Origin of the sequence: Streptomyces sp. 796.1 (assembly GCF_047525675.1) — a bacterium.
Taxonomy (GTDB): Bacteria; Actinomycetota; Actinomycetes; order Streptomycetales; family Streptomycetaceae; genus Streptomyces.
This window is the reverse complement of the sequence record NZ_JBLIWA010000004.1, coordinates 74234-92338: the sequence shown is the minus strand read 5'-3', so window position 1 is coordinate 92338 and position 18105 is coordinate 74234. Positions and strand designations below refer to the sequence as shown.

Sequence of the window (18105 nt, the reverse complement as noted above, 5' to 3'; positions counted from 1 at the left end):
GCGGTCATGCGCCGCCACCCCCCTTCGGGCCACGGTTGCCCAGTGACGTGATGTTGGCCCTGACCTTCTGCCAGGGCGTGGGCGGCAGTTGGCGCAGCGAACCGCGGGCGAACCGGCGCTCCAGGTAGAACTGGCCGATGCTCAGCACGCTGGTGACCACCAGGTACCAGATCGCGGCGAGGAAGAGCATCTCGACCGTGCCGCCGGAGGTCTGGCCGACGTTGGTGGCCGCCTGGAGCAGGTCGTAGTACTGCACCGCGATCACCAGCGAGGTGGTCTTGAGCAGGTTGATGAACTCGTTGCCGGTGGGCGGCACGATCACCCGCATCGCCTGCGGCAGCACCACCCGGCGCAGCGTCTTGGCGTGGCTCATGCCGAGCGCGTGCGACGCCTCCGTCTGGCCCTCGTCGACCGACTGGATGCCGGCCCGGCAGATCTCCGCCATGTACGCGGCCTCGTTGAGCCCGAGGCCGAGCACGGCGGCGAGGAACGGGGTCATGAAGTCCGACCACTCGTCCTGGTAGATCGGGCCGAGGTTGATGTACTCGAAGACCAGGCCGAGGTTGAACCACAGGAGGAGTTGCACGTACACCGGGGTGCCGCGGAAGAACCAGATGTAGCCCCAGGCGAGGGAGGCGGTGACCGGGTTCTTCGACAGCCGCATCACGGCCAGCAGCACGCCGAGCACCACGCCGAGCGCCATCGCGACGATGGTGAGCCAGATGGTGTTCCGGACGCCCTTGAGGATGTCCTTGTCGAAGAAGTAGTCGGGGACTGCGCCCCAGTTCACCCTGCCCTGGGCGAAGGCGTTGACCAGCAGGGCGAGCAGGCCGAGCGCGATCACCGCCGAGATCCAGCGGCCGTAGTGCCGGACCGGGATGGCCTTGATGGCCTCGGGGGCTGGTGTCGGGTCGCCGGATGGCCCCTTCACCTTGTCGATGTCAACAGTCACTGGTGCTGCCTTTCAGCATGAGCCGGCACGGGCAGTGCGGTCAGGAGCCGCCGTTGATCTTGGCCTCGGTGACGGCGCCGGCCTCGACGCCCCACTTCTTCAGGACCTTCTCGTACGCGCCGTTCTTGATGATCGCGTCGAAGGCCGCCTTGAGGGCGTCGCGGAGCTCGGGGTTGTTCTTGCCGATGGCGATCCCGTACGGGGCGGCGTCGACCTGCTCGCCGACTATCTCGAAGTCGGAGCCGCCGCCCGAGGTCTTGACCGCGTACGCGGCCACCGGGAAGTCGCTGGCCGCGGCGTCGGCGCCGCCGGCCCGCAGCCGGGTCTGGGCCTGTACGTCGTTGTCGAACGCCTCGATGGAGATCTTGCCGTTGCCGTTCTTCTCGCACTCCTTGACCTGGTCCTTGGCCAGGTCGTGGGAGACGGTGCCGCGCTGCACGACGATCTTCTTGCCGCACAGGTCGTCCCAGGTCCGGATGGACTGGGTCTTGCCCTTACGCGTGTAGATCGAGACGCCGGCTTGGAAGTAGTCGACGAAATCGACCCCTTCGCTGACCTTCTTGCCCTTTTCCGGGTCGATGCCCTCTTGGCGCTCCTTGGTGTCGGTCATGGCCGACATGGCGATGTCGTACCGCTTGGAGCGCAGGCCGGTCAGCAGGGTGTCGAAGGTGCCGTTGGCGAACTCGAAGCGGACGCCGAGCTCCTTGCCGAGCGCATCGGCGAGGTCGGGGTCGATGCCGACGGTCCGGCCGCTCTTCTTGAATTCCACCGGCGGGTAGGCGATATCCGACCCCACCTTGATCACGCCCGCATTCTGGACGGATTTTGGCAGCTTGTTGAAGAGTCCCTTTCCGGAGACCGAACCGTCCACCTTGTCCCGTTGGTCGCCACATCCGGTGAGCAGCAGGGCGCCGGCGGCGACGAGGGCTGTGACCGCGGCCCACCGCGATGTCCGAGGGGTGGCCATGCCCGGCCGGCGGGGACTGCTGGCGGTCATACTGGTTCCTCCTGCGGATGTGGGAGACACCGATGGTTCCGGCACGCGTCTTCGAGTGTCGGCACCGTGTGTGATTGGGGCATCTTGCCATCCGGACCAGCGGGTATGGGGGGCCAGCGAGGTCAAAATCGGATAACGGGCGAATCCCGTGGCGGGCCGTGCGAAGGATGTCGGCAGTGACATCTCGGCGGCGACTCGGGAAACACTCGGGGGTGCCGGAATGGTTACTTCCGCATGGGTGTGATGTCTCGGTACGCAAATATTTGGTGGCGGTTGACCGGCTTGTGCGGTTATTTCGGGGTTACCGCTCCGTATCGCGACGCAACTCACTCGTTCGGGACTGCGCTTCTCCGGTAAAAAAGACGGTTACACCCCATCACCCGGGGCTCAGGGCACGTGTGCGGCGTGCCCGGCGTTCGACTCACTCCGTCGCGGTCATCCGCGGGGCGGAATACGGACGCGGTGCCCGCCTGCTCCTCAACCAGGGGCGGAAACCCTCACCAGCAATACGACAAAGGGGTCATGAAAGTGTCAGCGGAGATCGTGAATCCTCGCAGTGACAGCGACGACAGGACGGACGAGGAACTCTTCGACCCGGCCTTCGCACTCCACCGGGGCGGCAAGATGGCCGTCCAGGCGACCGTGCCCGTGCGCGACCGGGACGACCTGTCCCTCGCGTACACGCCCGGGGTCGCCAAGGTGTGCAGCGCCATCGCCGAACAGCCCGAACTCGTCCACGACTACACCTGGAAGTCCCAGGTCGTGGCCGTGGTGACGGACGGCAGCGCGGTGCTCGGGCTGGGCGACATCGGACCGGAGGCATCCCTTCCGGTGATGGAGGGCAAGGCCATCCTCTTCAAGCAGTTCGGTGGGGTCGACGCGGTGCCGATCGCGCTCGACTGCCGCGACGTGGACGAGATCATCGACACCGTCGCCCGGCTCGCGCCCTCCTTCGGCGGCGTCAACCTGGAGGACATCTCCGCGCCGCGCTGCTTCGAGATCGAGCGCCGGCTCCAGGAGCGCGTGGACATTCCGATCTTCCACGACGACCAGCACGGCACCGCCGTCGTCACGCTGGCGGCACTGCGCAACGCGGCCAAGCTCACCGAGCGCTCGCTCGGCCAGCTCCGGGCCGTCATCTCCGGCGCCGGCGCGGCCGGCGTGGCCATCGCCAAGATCCTCATCGAGGCGGGCATCGGGGACGTCGCGGTCTGTGACCGCAAGGGCGTCGTCTCCGCCGACCGCAGCGACCTCACCGACGTCAAGCGGGAGGTGGCGGGCTTCACCAACAAGGCGGGCCTGTCCGGCTCCCTTGAGCAGGCGCTGGACGGTGCCGACGTCTTCATCGGGGTCTCCGGCGGCACGGTCGCCGAGTCCGCGGTGGCGACCATGGCCAAGGACGCGATGATCTTCGCGATGGCCAACCCGAACCCGGAGATCCACCCGGACGTGGCGCACAAGTACGCCGCCGTGGTGGCCACCGGGCGCAGCGACTTCCCGAACCAGATCAACAACGTGCTGGCCTTCCCCGGCATCTTCGCCGGCGCCCTCCAGGTGCGGGCCTCCCGGATCACCGAGGGCATGAAGCTGGCGGCGGCCGAGGCGCTGGCCGCGGTGGTCGCCGACGAGCTCAAGGCCGACTGCGTGATCCCCTCGCCGTTCGACGAGCGGGTCGCCCCCGCGGTCAGCGCGGCCGTGGCCGCGGCGGCCCGGGCGGAGGGCGTCGCGCGCCGCTGACGCCCGTGGAGCGGTGACGCCTGTGGAGCGGTGACGTCCTGCGGTACGGGGCGTGCCGCCGCAGGCCGTCCGGTGGGCCCGATCCCCGGTGTGGGGTCGGGCCCGCCGTGCTGTGCGGGGTGGCCGGGTGGGTGTGCCGGCCGGGCCGCGCGGCCGGCCGGGTGGTGGGGGCAGCGTCACAGTGCCGTGTGGTTCCGCCGGGCCCGGTGCGCCCCTAGGGTTCGGGGCATGTTCGCTGCCTACGCCGCACGCATCGACCCTGACCAGCCGCTCGACGGGCTGGAGTTGGGGGAACGTCCCGAGCCGGAGAAGCGTCCCGGCTGGACCACCATCGAGGTCAGGGCGGCCTCACTCAACCACCACGACCTGTGGTCACTGCGCGGGGTCGGGCTCGGCGCGGAGAGCCTGCCGATGATCCTCGGCTGCGACGCGGCCGGGGTCGACGCCGAGGGCAACGAGGTCGTGCTGCACTCGGTCATCGGTCAGAGCGGGCACGGTGTCGGCCCGCGCGAGCCGCGCTCCATCCTCACCGAGCGCTACCAGGGCACGTTCGCCGAGCGGGTCACGGTGCCCGAGTGGAACGTGCTGCCCAAGCCGAAGGAGCTCTCCTTCGAGGAGGCGGCCTGCCTGCCGACGGCCTGGCTCACCGCGTACCGGATGCTGTTCACCAACGCCGGCGTGCGGCCGGGCGACGCGGTGCTGGTGCAGGGGGCCGGCGGGGGCGTGGCGACCGCGGCGATCGTGCTGGCCAGCGCCGCCGGGCTGCGGGTGTACGCGACGAGTCGGGACGCGGCCAAGCGGGAGCGGGCGGTGGAACTCGGCGCCGTGGCGGCGTTCGAGCCGGGGGCGCGGCTGCCGCAGCGGGTGGATGCCGTGATCGAGACGGTCGGCGCGGCCACCTGGTCGCACTCGGTCAAGTCGCTGCGCCCGGGCGGCACCCTGGTCATCTCGGGTGCGACGAGCGGGCCGAGCCCGAAGGCCGCCGAGTTGAACCGCATCTTCTTCCTTGAGCTCAAGGTGGTGGGCTCGACCATGGGCTCCAAGGACGAGCTGGAGGACCTGCTGAGCTTCTGCGCGACGACCGGCGTGCGCCCGGTGATCGACACGGTCCTGCCGCTGGACCGGGCCCGCGAGGGGTTCGCGCGGATGGCGCAGGGCGACCTGTTCGGCAAGGTGGTGCTGACCGTGTGACGGTCCGGGTGCCGCGGGCGGGAGCGGGCGTGCGGGCCGGGCCCGCTGGCCGGTGGGCCGGTGCCGGTGGGCCGCGCCCGTTCCGCTGCCGGGGCAGGGCGCGCGAGGCACGGGCGTTCGTACGGGGCGTACGCGGAGCGGTGCGGCAGTGCGGTCATGCGGCGGGTCATGCGGCGGTGCGGTCGTCGCAGGGTGCAGCCGCGGGTGGGCGGTGCCCGGACGTGTGGCCCGAACGTCCGGTCCTGGTGCGGGCGGTACGTGTGGTGGGGGGTGTCTCGTGGTGGGTTCGGCGACTGCGGGGTGGACGGCCGTGCGGGTGGGGCGGTCAGAGCGTGAGCGCGTACGCCTGCCAGCGGCTGGTGATGCGGGCGCCGAGGAGTTCGGCGGCGCGGCGCAGCGGCGGGTCGGCGATCTCCCGGATGTCCAGGTCGGCCGCCTGTGCCTCGTCCGCGCGTAGGTGGTCGATCAGGCCGGCGATGCCGGCGGCCAGTTCGGAGGGCGCGGCGTCGCGCGGCGCGGTGACCTCAAGCAGGGCCCGGCCGTCCAGCAGCCCGGCGGCGAGTTGGGCGGTGAGCGTGCCGTCGGGCGCCAGCAGGTCGAGCACGTGCCCCTGCGGCGCGCGGTCGGCCAGGTAGGCGTCGATGCCCGCCGCGTCCCAGGCGGGTTCGACCTCCGCGACGTCGGCGGGGCGCCGGGCCACCGCCCCGTCCGGCCGCTGCCCGGCGACGAGTTGGGCGAGGTCGTCGGGGACGGTGTCGGCCGGGTGCTCGTCCTCGGCGTGCACGTCGTTGTAGAGCTGTACGTACGCCTCGACCGTCGGGTGCGGGCACGGCGGAAAGGGCCGCGGGGTGCGGTGCAAGGTCACCTCGGGCAGGGCGCTGGGCGGCGTCCAGGCGCGGAGGTCGGGCACCGTCCAGTGGCGGCCGAGCACGGCGTCGACGCGGGCTCCGAGCTCGTCCGCTGCGCGGCCGATGGGGCTGGTGTCGGGGCCGCTCCAGTTAATGGTGGCGAAGCCGAGTTCCTTGGCGTGGCTCGCGGCGTGCCGCAACAGCAGGGTGAGCAGGGCTATTTCATCGGCGGGCTCGGGCGCGCCGCGCTCCGTCGCGTACCGCCCGGTGGCCAGGCGTCTGCGGACGCCGGCGGCCAGGATGTGGTCGAAGACGACGGCGGCCGACTCGCCCGGCGGCTGCAACAGCCTTGCCCAGCCGAGGAGTTCGCGGCCCGCGCGGGCGACGACCACGCCGCGGAAGGCGAACGCCTCGACCCGGGTGGCCTCCGGCCGCACCGCCGTCGCGGGTGGCGTCGCCGCTGGTAGGCCGAGGGGTGGTGCGGCCGTCTCGGGTGGCTGGTGGGCCGGCGCCGTCGGCCACTCCTCGGTGAGGTCGAGGCCCACCAGGTCGGCCAGTTCCTGCGAGAGCAGGGCGTCGGCCGCGGGGGCCGCGTCGAATTCCACCGTGACGGCGGCGGGTAAGGACATCCGGTTCCCTCTTCCGCATCATCCGTGCCGCACCAGGAGGCACGGCCACTGGATCTCCCAGTACATCCCACGGACGTCGGGTGCACGACCCGCCCAGGGCGGAGATACGACTCCTCCGTAAGGCGGTGGTAGTGCGCCCTGCGGAGTGTGCGCCACGCCCGGGGATCACCGGCCGCGGACCGGTCGGTGGGGGTACGGGGGATTCCGCTGTGGGAGGCGACCGGGGGAGGCCGGTCTTCCGCCGGCGGGCTTCGGCCCGTACGGGACGGGCCCGTTGGTCGGTACCAAGCTGCGCCGGGTGCCGTACCGGCAGCTCAGGCGTGGCGGCGCGGGGGGCGTGGCCGCCCCGGCGCGCCCGGGTGGTGCGGTGGCCGCCGGCCGCTGCGGGGCGCCGGCTGCGGCAGCGGAGCGGAAGGGGAGGTGCCAAGTGCGGGAGTCTCCTTCCGGTGCGCCGTCCCGTACTCCGGGGGAAGTACGGTGCCGGGCCGATTCATCCGGCGGGGGCGGCCGGTGTCCGCTCCGTGGAACGTTTGGCGGCGAACCGGCGGGCCTTGTTGCGGTTGCCGCACACCCGCATCGAGCACCAGCGCCGGCTGCGGTTCTTGGAGACGTCCCAGAACACCCAGGCACAGCCGTGCTCCGCGCAGCGCTTGAGGCGGGCCGCGTCGCCGGTGATGACGACCTCGCTCCAGGCGGCGGCGACTGCGGCCAGGCCCCGCCGGACCGGTGGCAGGTCGGGGTGCGGGTGTAGGTGCGGGCCGGTGGGGGAGGTGGGGCCGCCGGCCGTTCCGCCGTCGGTCGCCGCGCCTGCTGCTGCCCGATCTGCCGCTGCCCCACCGGCCGCCGGCCCACCTGTCGTTGCGCGCCCGGCCGTTCCGCCGTCGTCCGTGGGGAGGGTGACGGTGGCGAGCAGGGGGAGTGCGCGCAGCGCCTGTTCCGCCTCGGCGAGCAACTCCGGCGCCGGCCGGTCCCCGACCGGGACGCCGAGCCGTTCGCGCAGCCCGGCGCGGAGCCGTAGGGCCAGGACGTGGTCGGCGGGGTCCGTCGGGCGCGGCGCGGCCAGGAGCCGGTGTTGGACGAGCCAGTCGGCGAGCTGCTCGGGCGTACTGAGGTCGTCGGTGTCCAGCTCGACGTCGATGGTGTTGGCGAACGCCTCGACGAGTCGGGCCGCCGCGGGTTGCTCGTGCACGGGTGTCGCCCCTTCCTCCAGCGGTCCTCGGCCCCGCGGGTGCGTCGTCCCCGGGGGGCTGTGCCGTACGGGCCCGGGGCCGCTCCCGATGGCCCCGGGCTGGTTCCGGTGGGGCCCGGCGGTCCCCGGTGGGGCCCGGCCTGTTTCAGCGTACCTCCTTCTAACCGGTGAACGCGTTGACCGGTTGACCGCTGCGGTGGGTCATGTCAGGCTGCCGACGTAACCAGTCAACAGGCATAGACGGTTAGTGTGCGGTGTCGAGTCTTGTTGTGCCGTGCCGTGCCGTGTCGTGCCGGACCGGATGTGGGGAGGGGACCGCTCGATGGGTGGGGAAGCGGCGTCTGTGGGGGTGTCCGTGGCGGAAGTGGAGTCCCAGGCGGAGGGGGTGTCCGGGCAGTCGCGATCGGGGCAGCCGCCGTCGAGGAACGCCGTGGTGCTGCTGGTGTTCACCGCGGTCACCAACCTCGCGGACGGGGTCACCAAGATCGCGCTGCCGTTGTTGGCGGCCGGGATCACCTCGTCGCCGGCCCAGATATCGCTGGTCTCGCTCGCCCTGACGCTGCCGTGGCTGTTGGTCGCGCTGCACGTCGGGGTGGTCGTGGACCGGGTGGACCGGCGGCGGCTGCTGTGGCTCGCCGACGGGATGCGGTTGCTCGCGGTCGGTGGCCTGCTGGCCGCGCTCGCGGCGGACGGCATCGCCCTGTGGGGGCTGGTGGTGGCCGGGGTGGTGCTGGGGGTGGCCGAGGTGATCGCGCTGACCGCGGCGGCGGCGCTGGTCCCGGCCGTGGTGCCGCGGGCCGAACGGGAGCGGGCCAACGCGTGGGTCGCCGGCACGGAGACGGTGGCCAACGAGTTCGCCGGGCCGTTCGTCGGTGGGCTGCTCGTCGCCGCCGGCACCGGTCTCGCGCTGGGCGCCAGTTGGGTCTCCTACCTGGCCGCCAGCCTGGTCCTGCTGCTGCTCACCGGACGGTTCCGGGCGCACCGGGGCGATCGGACCGACGGGGCGGGCGGGGCCGGTGGGGTGGACGGGGCAGACCCGGGCGGGCCGGTGGAGCCGGTCGCCGGGCGGGGCGGGCGCGGGACCGTGCACGCCGAGATCGCCGAAGGGCTGCGGCACCTGTGGCAGCACAGGTTGCTGCGCACCATGGCGCTGATCCTCACCGTGCTGTGCGCGAGTTGGGGAGCCTGGCTGGCGCTGATGCCGCTGGTGGCGACCCGACACATGGGCCTGTCGGCGGACCAGTACGGCATCGTGCTGAGCGGGCTCGGCATCGGCGGGCTCGTCGGGGCCGTCACCGTGACCCGGGTGAACCGGCTGCTCGGCCGGCGCTGGGCGATGTTCGCCGATCTGCTCGGCACCTTCGCGATGATGGCCGTCCCCGCGGTGACCACCCGGTGGTGGGCCGTCGCCGTTGCCGCCTTCGCCGGCGGCATGGGTGGCACCCTGTGGGCCGTCAACGCCCGTCTGATCGGCCAGAACCTGGTGCCCGAGGCGATGATGGGCCGCTACAGCGGGGTGTCCAGGCTGCTGAGCTGGGGCGCGCTGCCGGTGGGGGCCGGGCTGATGGGCGTACTGGCCCAGTGGTGCGGGGTGCGCGTCGCCTTCCTCGTCTTCGCGGCGGCCGTCGCCGCGACCGTCCCGGTGTTCTGGCGAGTGGTCACGGTGCGGGCGCTGCGCGCGGCGGAGTGAGCCGGGGGGCGCCCCTGCCGGGGCTAGGCCCGGCCCCGCCCGGGGCCGGGCCGGTTGGGGGACGGCCCGCTGCGGGTCGGCCGGCGGCCCGGGGCCGGCGCCGGGTGACTCGTCCCGCACCCCCGGGTGCCTCGCGCTCCGTACTCCCGCGCGCCCCGTACTCCCGGACGCCCGGGCCCGCCGGATGACCCCGCCCCGGGCGCGCCGCGTGACCCCGCCCCGGCCGCCGCGCGCTCCGTACCACTCCGCGCGCTCCGTGCCCGGACCCCCAGGCGCCGCGCGCCCCGTACCCCCGGGCCGTCACGGCGCCACCACGGGACCCTCCCCGCGCGCCCACCTCAAGAGTGGGCGTGCGGGCCAGGTGGCGGCGGGTGGGCGGAGGGTGCAGCGTGTTCGCGGGCTCTCGCCGGGCATGTCAGCCGCGGGTACGGTACTTAGGGGGGTGCGCGGGGTGCTGAGCGAGTCACAGGGATGGGTGAGGCAGACGTCACCGGATGCGGCGCAGTCGGCTCGGGCCAGAGCGGCGAGGCGCAGCGGCGTACGGGGACTACTCTCCGCGGCCGGTCTGCTGCTCGCCGTCGTCTGTGTCGTCGGGCTGTTCATCGGACGCCAGGCCCAGCAACTGGCCACCGGCGAGAGCGCCACCGTGCAGACCGTGGCCCGCTGCGCCGACGGCGGCGGCCTGGGCAACGAGCCCGCGCACTGCGAGGGCGAGTGGCGGTTCGCGGACGGGCGCACCAGCATGGGCGACATCCAGGGGCCCACCGTGGCCAAGGGCGACACCGTGTTCGCCGGCAGCGGGTGGGCCTACGCCTCGCAGACCCGGCTCAGCCTCCAGGTGTGGATTCCGGTGGGACTGAGCCTCGCGTTCCTGGCCGTGGCCGGTGCCTTCTGGTGGATATACCGGCGGGACCAGCGCGCCCTGCTCGTCCTGAAGCCGGCCCCGTCCCCCGCCCACGGCGGCGCGGCCCGCTCCTGATCGGGCGCGTGTCGGCCGGCGGGCCGCGCGGCGGGGCGCCCGCGCGGCTCAGGGCGCGGGGACGTTGACCACGCTGCGGTACGGGCGGTAGAGCGTGGGGCCGAGTGGTGTGACGTCGGGGAGGGCGCGGACGGTGTCGGCGAGTTCCTTGGCCGCGGCACTGCCGTTGAACGCCTCCCAGGCGTCGAATTCCTTCCACTCCACGTAGTTCAGCACCCGGGAGCCGTCCGTGCTGAGGTGGAAGTGGGCGGCGACCAGGCCGGGCGCGGGGGTGGCGGCCGACCGCAGTCCCGCGTGGATCGTGTCGGCGAGCACGCGCTGGGCCTCGGGCCCCGCCGTCTCGAACTCGCCCGTCACGATCGCCCCGACCGCGGCGCCTACTGCGGACCCCGCCGCGGGGGCGCGGTAGCTGTCGTACAGCCGGTAGCGGGTGAGCCCCGGGCGCTCGATGCCGGGCAGCGCGTCGTCGATCGCGCGGACCAGGGCCGGGCGCTGGGTGCGGACGAAGGCGTGGTGGTCCTCGTCGTTCGTCCACTGCGCGTAGTTGAGGACCCGGCTGCCGTCGGTGCTCAGCAAGGTGGTGAGCGCCAGCATGGCCGCCGGCCGGTCGAGCCGCTCCCACGAGTCGACCACGGAGTCCGCGGCGGCCCGCTGCTGCGCCGGGTCGCTCACCACCCACGGGCTGACCAGGATCGTGCCCACGTCGGGCCGGCTGACGTACGGGGCCCCGGGGTGCGCGGGCGCCGCGTGTGAGGGGTCGGGCAGGGCGGAGGGCGTCATAACGGAACTCCTTGGCACGGGGTGCGGGCGACCGGTGCCGCCCACACCCCGACTCTGATACGTGAACCAAGGTTTAAGTCAACGCCGGGGTGTGGTGGGGGTGTTGGTGGTCGTTCGGCGTTGCTGGTTGCTGGTTGCTGGTTGCTGGTTGCTGGTTGCTGGTTGCTGGTTGCTGGGCGCCGGCCCGTCGGGCGTGCCTCGTGCCGCGGTTGCGGGCATCCGTCGGGGCGCGTCCCGTGTTGCGGTTACGGGTGTCTGCGGGGCTGGAGCACCCCGTCCACCTGGGTCGCTGCCGTCGCCAAGTGGGCTCGTACGGCTTCCAGTTGGGCGGGCGTGACGCCGTGGTCGCGGGCGGAGTCGCGGATGCCGTCGCGGAAGCGGTCGAGCAGGCGCTCCAGGTCGCGGGCCGGGTCGGCGGTGGCGGCGTCGTCCGCGGTCGCCCAGTCGGGCCGGCGGCCGGGGGCGTCCGTGCCGGTGCCGGTGCCGGTGTCGGGCGGCGCGTCGGCCGTGCCGGTCGCTGTACCGGCCGCGCCGGGTGCGCCGGTCGGGCTGCCCGTGCCGTTCGGGCCGCTGTTCCCCGTACGGCCTCCGGCGGTGGGCCCGCCGTCCGTCGCGTCGCCGGGCTCGGCCCCGCCGGCCTTGGTGAAGTCGGCCCCCGTGCCACCGGCCGCGGTGTGTCCGCTCCTCGCGTCGCCGCTGCCGGCGGCAGCCGCCGCCCCGTCCGTACGCGCAGCCGCACCCGCGGCAGGGCCGGTGCCGGCGGCAGAACCGGAGCCGGTGTCGGAGCCCGCGCCCGTACCCGTACCCGCGTCGGTCGGCGCATCGGGCCCGTCGGGTGCCCAGGGGTTCGGCTGGCCCATGCGGGTCATGGCGCGGGTGACCTCGGACAGGCCCTCGCGGAGTGCGGCCTGCCAGTCGCCGGTCCGCAGGTGGTGCTGGGTCTGTTCCTGGACGCGGTGGGCGATCCGTTGGACCTCCTCGCGGGCGAAGTCGCGGGCGTCCTTGGCCTCGCGGCGGGCGCGCTGGGCGTCCTGCTTCGCGCGGCGGCTCTCCTCCTTCGCCCGGCGCGCCTGCTCCTTCCACTCCTCCTTGGCGCGCCGCAGGTCCTCCTTGGCCTGCCGCCACGCGTCGGGGTCGGTCCACGGGCCGCTCTCCCACGGCGCCCCGCTCCCCTTGCCGTCCGCCCGGGCGCCCCCCGCGGGTCGGCGCGGCTCCTCGTGCTGGGCACCCGCCCCTTCGGCGCCGCCGGCCGGGGTCGGCCCCGTCGCCCGCGCCTGGGCCGCGGCCTCCCGCATGTGGCGGCGCAGATCGCTGGCGGAGCCCCGTACGTCCTCCCGGATCTCGGCGGCCAACTCGGCGACCGACTCGCGGATCTCCAGTTCGAGGTCTGCCAACTCCCCACCACGATCGGCGAGCTCGGCCCGGCCCGCGTCGGTGAGCGAGTAGACCTTGCGTCCGCCCTCGGTGGTGTGCGTGACCAGGCCCTCGGCCTCCAGCTTGGCCAGCCGTGGGTAGACGGTGCCGGCCGAGGGCGCGTACAGGCCGTGGAAGCGCTCTTCGAGCAGCCGAATGACCTCGTAGCCGTGGCGCGGTGCCTCGTCGAGCAGCTTGAGCAGGTACAGGCGCAGGCGTCCGTGCGCGAAGACGGGAGGCATCAGCGGACCTTCTTGTCGAACGGGCTGGTCGGGGCGGGCGTGCCAGGGCCGGGGACGGTGGGGGTGCCGGGGCCCGCCGGGTGCGGTGCGGACGGGGCGCCCGGAGCGCCCGGGGCGGATGTGGTGGCTGGTCCCGCGGGGCCCGCGGGTGGCTCGTCGGTGGGCGGGCGGCGCAGTACGGCGATGGCGCCCGAGACGCTGGCGGCCTTCAGCCGCCCGCCCGCCGTGCCGAGGCTGCCGCTGATCTTGCCGCCGACGCCGCCGAAGCCGCCGGGCGAGGCCCACGTGCCCCACTGGCCGCCCAGGATTCCGGAGTCGACGCGCAGGTCGTCGAAGGCGTTGGAGACCAGGCCGCTGGCGGTGTGCGCCTCCACCCGCACGTTCGCCGGGTCCGGCAGTCGGATGGCGATCTCGCCCGAGACGGTGCTGAGTTGGAGGTCGGCGGGCTGGGCCGAGGGGGCGATGTCCACCACCATGTCCCCGCTGACCGAGTCCGCCTGGACCGTCGAACCCATGCCGTCGATCACGGTCAGCTCACCCGATACGGAGTTGAAGCACAGGCTGCCGCCGAGCGACTGCACCTCCACGCAGCCCGACACGGTGTCGGCCCGCACCTCGCCGCTCAGCCCCACCAGTGTGGTGTCGCCGGAGATGCCCCGCACCTCGGTCGGCCCGGTCAGGCCCGAGACCACGGCCGCCGCGCTGACCGTGCCCACCTCGGCCCGGACGGCGGTCGGCACGGTCAGCGTGATGTGCGCCGTGCGCTGCCAGCCCTTGCGGTCCAGCAGCTTGAGGAACCCCTGCCACGGCAGGTCCTCGTACGCGATGCTCAGCGTGCCCGCGCGCAGGCTGACGAGCAGCGGCGGGCCCTCGATCTCGGAGACCTGGAGGCTGGCGGGGCCGGCGTCGGTGCCGACCACGTTGACCGTGCCGCTGACGATGCGCACCTGGAGGGCGGTGACCGGGTCGTCGAAGGTGAGCTTCTGCGGTGTGCTGAGCGTCCATGCGGACCGGGCTGACATGGCGGAACCTCCCAGACGGAGCCTGAACGCAACATATCGCGTTTCTCAACACGATATATCGCGGGTTCTGGAAGTCAAGCGGGGTCGCGGCCGAGGTGAGGGCCGTTCGGGGGTGTCGCGGTGGCGCCGTGCGGCTCCGGCGGCGGGGTGGATCGGGCCGTCGGCTGGGGGCGCGCTGTGGCCGGGGGCGGGGGCCGCGGCGAGGCCCGCTCAGGGCGCGCTGTAGGCGCGCTCGGGGCGGGCGGATCGGTGGTTCCCGGTGATGGTCCGGCAAAGTTCCCGGCTGCTAGCTTTCTTCTCCCCGCGCGGTCGTCCCCGGCCGCCGCGGCGTTCCTGCGGCGGCGCCCCGCCCGGGACGGCCGTGGGTGACTCCCGGAGGGCCCCGCGCGATCACGTGCGATCGCACGGGCCGCGCGACCGCACGACGCGTACGGAAGAACAGCACCAACGAGCACGGCGTCAACGAGCACGGTGTGGAACGAGTGCAGTGAACGGTGCGGCGGACGGACGCCGCCCCGACGAGCACAGCGGCAAACGAGCACGACGCCATGAGCGCAGCTCCACCGAGTACGGCCCCGACGAGTACGGCTCCACAGCACCCCCGGCCCGCGGCCGGCCCGAACGGTGTGCACCCCGCCCGGCCGGCGCGCCACCGGACCGGGGGCAGGGCTGGGGGCGGGCGCCGCGACCGCGCGGGCCCGGCGCCGGCGGAGGACAACGAGGCGAGGCGAGGCAAGACAGGGCAGGACGAGGCGGGACGCAGCGGGCGACGAGAGGCGGAGCAAGGCACGGGCAAGGCGGGGCAAAGCCGGACGAGGTGAGGAAGGGGGACGGGCGGCGGCAAGTCGGCGCGGCCTTCCGGGGACGGCCGGCCGAAGGCCGCAGAGTACGTGCTGCACGACGGTACGGAACGGTAGGAGAGGGGCCAGTGGAGACGATCAAGGTGCATGCGGGGGCGGACGCGACGCGGGACGGCGCGGCGCCGCAGGGCCAGCCGGAGACGTCGGACCAGCCGGAGACGTCGGACCAGCCGGTGACATCGGACCAGCCGGTGACATCGGACCAGCCGGTGACGTCGGACCGAGCGGCGGCGCAGGGCGGTGCGATGCCGCGGGGCGGCGGGGCGCAGGACGGAGCGGCGGGGGCGTGGTCCGTGGTCGGGCTGCTGCTGGCCGCCGCCCGGCACCGGCCGCACGCCGGGCTGCGCTACCTGCCCGATGAGCGGCCCGCGGACGGGGTGCCCGACCGGTGGCCCGCGGACGGGGTGCCGGCGGAGGGCACGTTCCAGTCGTACGGGCAGTTGCTCGACGAGGCCCGCCACATCGCCGCCGGGTTGGCCGGGTGCGGGCTGGCGCCCGGCGACGCGGTGGCCCTGCTGCTCGAACACGCGCAGGAGTTCGTCCCGGCCTTCTGGGGATGCCTGCTCGGCGGGTACGTGCCCTGCCCGCTGGTGCCGATCGCCGGCGACCCGGACCGCTGGCACGCCCAGTTGGCGCACCTCGCCACCCTGCTCGAAGGCCCGCTGCTGCTCACCAACGAGGCGCTGGCCGCGACCCTGCCGCCGGTGGACGGGATGCGCACGGCCGACCTGGCACGGGTGCGTACGGCAGGGCTGCGTACGGCACAGGCGCCTACGGCAGGGACGTCGGGGCCGGTGGCCGGCACGACGGGACCCGGGGCCGATGCGGCGGACCCCGCCGGGGACGGTGCGGCGGCTCTCGCGCGCGGGGGCGACGACCTGGCCCTCCTCGTCCTCACCTCGGGTTCGACCGGCCGCGCCAAGGCGGTCAGGATCACCCACCGCAACCTGCTGGCGGCCATGGCGGGCAAGGCCGACCGGCAGGCCCTGACCAGCGTCGACCGCACCTTCAACTGGATCTCCTTCGACCACGTGGCCGCGCTGCTCGAAGCGCACCTGCTGCCGCTCGCGGTGGGCGCCGAGCAACTGCACGTGGGCAGCGCGCGCATCCTGGCCGACCCGGCGGAGTTCCTGCGGATCATCTCGCGGCACCGGATCACGATGACCTTCACGCCGAACTTCCTGCTCGGCCTGTTGAACGCGCCCGATCAGCGGGCGGCCGTCGCGGCCGGTGCGGCAGGTGGGGCAGGCTCCGGCGCGGACCGGATCAACCTGCGCGCGCTGCGGCACATCGTCAGCGGCGGCGAGGCCAACGTACGCGGTACGGGCGAAACGTTCCTGGCCCACTACGCCCCGTACGGGCTGCGCGGGGACGCCCTGTGGCCCGCGTTCGGCATGACCGAGACCTGCGCCGGCAGCATCTACTCACGGGCGTTCCCGCAGGTGGACGCGGGGCAGGAGTTCGCCTCGCTGGGACAGCCGGTGCGCGGCCTGCGCCTGCGCATCGCCGATGACCTGGGGCGGGTGCGGCCGGCGGGCGAGGTGGGCGAACTCCAGCTCAAGGGACCGATGATCACCGACGGCTACCACCGCGACCCGGCCGCCACCGCCCGCGCGTTCACCCCCGACGGGTGGTTCCGCACCGGCGACCTGGGCCGCGTCGACGGCCTGCCCACGGGAGCGGCCAGCGAACTGGCAGGCGGTGCGGACGCGACGCACGCAGCGGACGCGGCGTACGTGACCGACGCGGCGTACGTGACGGACGCGACGTACGAGGCGCGGGGCGCCGCCGATACGGGTGCCGCCCCGTCCACCGGTGCGCGCGTCGACGCGGACCCTGCCGCGGTCCGGGACGGGGACGCGAACGGCACCGGGCCGGGCCGGCTGATGCTGGTCGGGCGGGCCAAGGACAGCGTCATCATCCATGGCGTCAACTACTTCAGCCAGGACGTGGAGGCGGCCGTCGAGCGCCTGGACGGCGTGGCCCGCGGCCTGGTCGCCGCCTTCCCCACGCGCGGCCCGGGCCAGGACACCGAACAGTTGGTGATCGCACTGCACCCCGAGCCCGCGGCGGCCGGCGGCGCCGCGCTGTACCGGCTGCTGACCGCCGTCCGCGCCACCGTCGTGGCGCACTGGGGGGTCAGGCCGCTGCACGTGTTGCCGCTGCCGCGGCACGCGTTCCCCAAGACCAGCCTCGGCAAGACACTGCGGCAGCGGATGCGCGCGTGCCTGGAGTCCGGCGCGTACGACGCGGCCATCGCGGAGGTCGCCGAGCTCACCAGCCGCCAACTCGGCGGCCACACCGCCCCCGACGGCGCCACCGAACGGGCGCTCACCGAGATCTACGCCGAACTCTTCGAACGCGACCCGGCCACGGTCAGCGCCACCGCCAGCTTCTTCGACCTCGGCGGCACCTCGCTCGACGTGCTCCGGCTGCGCCGGCTGGTCGCGGCCCGCATCGGCGTCGCCGACCTTCCGGTGATTACCGTGCTCACCGCCCCCACCGTGCGCCAACTCGCCGCCCGGCTGGACGCGGCGCCGGCGCCCGGCGACTACGACCCGGTGGTGCCGCTCCAGGAGGGCGGCGCGGGCACCCCGCTGTTCTGCGTGCACCCGGGCGTCGGCGAGGTGCTGGTCTTCGTCAACCTCGCCCGCTACTTCGCCGACGACCGGCCCTTCTACGCGCTGCGCGCCCGCGGCTTCAACCCCGGCGAGCGGCCCTTCGCGAGCTTCGACGAGATGGTCGACTGCTACGTGCGGGCCGTCCGGGCCAGGCAGCCGCACGGCCCGTACGCCATCGCCGGCTACTCCTACGGCGGCGCGGTCGCCTTCGAGATCGCCAAGCGGCTCGAAGCGCTCGGCGAGCGCGTCGGCTTCGTCGGCAGCCTCAACCTGCCACCGCACATCAAGTACCGCATGGACGAACTCGACTTCGTGGAGACCGCGACCAACCTGGCGTTCTTCCTCGAACTGATCGACAAGCGGCAGTCGCTGGAGCTGCCCGAGCAGTTGCGCGCCCTGCCGGCCGAGCGCCGCCTCGCCCATCTGCTGGCGCTGGCCCCCGCGCACCGGCTGCGCGAACTCGACCTGGACCTGGCCAAGTTCACACAATGGGCCACCATCGCCAGCGGCCTCACCGCGCTCGGCCGCAGCTACCGGCCCAGCGGCACCGTCGAGTCGATGACCGTCTTCTACGCCACCCCGCTGCGCGGCACCAAGGAACGCTGGCTCGCCGACGAATTGCACCGCTGGGACGAACACGCCCGAACGAAGAATCGTTACGTCGAAGTGCCTGGTGAGCACTACACGATGCTCGGCCCGCGGCACGTCGCCACCTTCCAGGCGGTCCTGCGCCGCGAACTCGACCGGGCCCTCGGCACGGACGCGCCACCAGAAGACGCGGACGCGGAGGCGGATGCCTGACGCCGAGATCCGACGCGGACACCTGACGCCGCCGGGCCCCGGCCCGCGGCCCGGCTGTCCCGTGCCCGTACGGCCCGTGCCGTACGACGCGTGGTGCGCACAGCGCGACCCACGACACACACGCACCACGCATGACCCATGACCCATGACGCAC

General features: G+C 73.7%; 12 protein-coding genes. 5 read left to right on the top strand and 7 right to left on the bottom strand.

Features of this window, described 5'->3' with window-relative positions:
- Window positions 1–4: 4 nt before the first annotated feature.
- On the bottom strand, window positions 5–952 hold the full coding sequence (locus ACMA1D_RS04715) for an amino acid ABC transporter permease (protein ID WP_414722581.1): 948 nt from the start codon (window positions 950–952) through the stop codon (window positions 5–7).
- Window positions 953–992: 40 nt separating this feature from the next.
- The gene (locus ACMA1D_RS04710) at window positions 993–1949 is read right to left on the bottom strand and encodes an ABC transporter substrate-binding protein (protein WP_414722580.1); all 957 of its coding nucleotides are present in this window, start codon (window positions 1947–1949) and stop codon (window positions 993–995) included.
- A 528-nt stretch (window positions 1950–2477) separates the two neighbouring features.
- Between ACMA1D_RS04710 and ACMA1D_RS04705 the strand changes: the two genes are divergently transcribed.
- Window positions 2478–3686 (top strand): NAD(P)-dependent malic enzyme, encoded by a 1209-nt coding sequence (locus tag ACMA1D_RS04705; RefSeq protein WP_414722658.1) that lies wholly within the window; start codon window positions 2478–2480, stop codon window positions 3684–3686.
- 228 nt (window positions 3687–3914) lie between these two features.
- Window positions 3915–4877, top strand: a complete 963-nt coding sequence (locus ACMA1D_RS04700; RefSeq protein ID WP_414722579.1) for a zinc-binding dehydrogenase — start codon at window positions 3915–3917, stop codon at window positions 4875–4877.
- 325 nt (window positions 4878–5202) lie between these two features.
- Here the strand turns inward: ACMA1D_RS04700 and ACMA1D_RS04695 are convergent, their stop codons facing one another.
- Complete coding sequence (locus ACMA1D_RS04695) at window positions 5203–6354, bottom strand: hypothetical protein (protein ID WP_414722578.1); 1152 nt, start codon at window positions 6352–6354, stop codon at window positions 5203–5205.
- 490 nt (window positions 6355–6844) lie between these two features.
- Window positions 6845–7543, bottom strand: coding sequence for a CGNR zinc finger domain-containing protein (locus ACMA1D_RS04690; RefSeq protein WP_414722577.1), 699 nt, complete (start codon window positions 7541–7543; stop codon window positions 6845–6847).
- A gap of 364 nt (window positions 7544–7907) precedes the next feature.
- Here ACMA1D_RS04690 and ACMA1D_RS04685 point away from each other — a divergent pair, with 364 nt between their 5' ends.
- Both ACMA1D_RS04685 and ACMA1D_RS04680 read left to right on the top strand, forming a co-directional pair.
- Window positions 7908–9233 (top strand): MFS transporter, encoded by a 1326-nt coding sequence (locus tag ACMA1D_RS04685; RefSeq protein WP_414722657.1) that lies wholly within the window; start codon window positions 7908–7910, stop codon window positions 9231–9233.
- 475 nt (window positions 9234–9708) lie between these two features.
- Window positions 9709–10212, top strand: a complete 504-nt coding sequence (locus ACMA1D_RS04680) for a hypothetical protein (protein ID WP_414722576.1) — start codon at window positions 9709–9711, stop codon at window positions 10210–10212.
- A 48-nt stretch (window positions 10213–10260) separates the two neighbouring features.
- On the opposite strand, the gene ACMA1D_RS04675 is transcribed toward ACMA1D_RS04680, so the two are convergent.
- From ACMA1D_RS04675 to ACMA1D_RS04665, 3 genes are all read right to left on the bottom strand, one after another.
- Window positions 10261–10992 (bottom strand): antibiotic biosynthesis monooxygenase, encoded by a 732-nt coding sequence (locus ACMA1D_RS04675; protein ID WP_414722575.1) that lies wholly within the window; start codon window positions 10990–10992, stop codon window positions 10261–10263.
- Between the two features lie 245 nt (window positions 10993–11237).
- Window positions 11238–12647, bottom strand: a complete 1410-nt coding sequence (locus tag ACMA1D_RS04670) for a helix-turn-helix transcriptional regulator (RefSeq protein ID WP_414722574.1) — start codon at window positions 12645–12647, stop codon at window positions 11238–11240.
- Entirely contained in the window at window positions 12647–13669 is a 1023-nt protein-coding gene (locus ACMA1D_RS04665) for a DUF4097 family beta strand repeat-containing protein (protein ID WP_414722573.1), read from the bottom strand. Before ACMA1D_RS04665 ends, ACMA1D_RS04670 begins: the two co-directional genes overlap by 1 nt.
- 928 nt (window positions 13670–14597) lie before the next feature.
- Here ACMA1D_RS04665 and ACMA1D_RS04660 point away from each other — a divergent pair.
- Complete coding sequence (locus tag ACMA1D_RS04660; protein ID WP_414722572.1) at window positions 14598–17951, top strand: non-ribosomal peptide synthetase; 3354 nt, start codon at window positions 14598–14600, stop codon at window positions 17949–17951.
- Window positions 17952–18105: the final 154 nt, after the last annotated feature.

What these genes read in the sequence shown, in the direction of transcription:
- ACMA1D_RS04710 (WP_414722580.1), bottom strand. Translation starts at nt 1,949, where the DNA reads ATGACCGCCAGCAGTCCCCGCCGGCCGGGCATGGCCACCCCTCGGACA.
- ACMA1D_RS04700 (WP_414722579.1), top strand. Translation starts at nt 3,915, where the DNA reads ATGTTCGCTGCCTACGCCGCACGCATCGACCCTGACCAGCCGCTCGAC.
- ACMA1D_RS04695 (WP_414722578.1), bottom strand. Translation starts at nt 6,354, where the DNA reads ATGTCCTTACCCGCCGCCGTCACGGTGGAATTCGACGCGGCCCCCGCG.
- ACMA1D_RS04675 (WP_414722575.1), bottom strand. Translation starts at nt 10,992, where the DNA reads ATGACGCCCTCCGCCCTGCCCGACCCCTCACACGCGGCGCCCGCGCAC.
- ACMA1D_RS04670 (WP_414722574.1), bottom strand. Translation starts at nt 12,647, where the DNA reads ATGCCTCCCGTCTTCGCGCACGGACGCCTGCGCCTGTACCTGCTCAAG.
- ACMA1D_RS04665 (WP_414722573.1), bottom strand. Translation starts at nt 13,669, where the DNA reads ATGTCAGCCCGGTCCGCATGGACGCTCAGCACACCGCAGAAGCTCACC.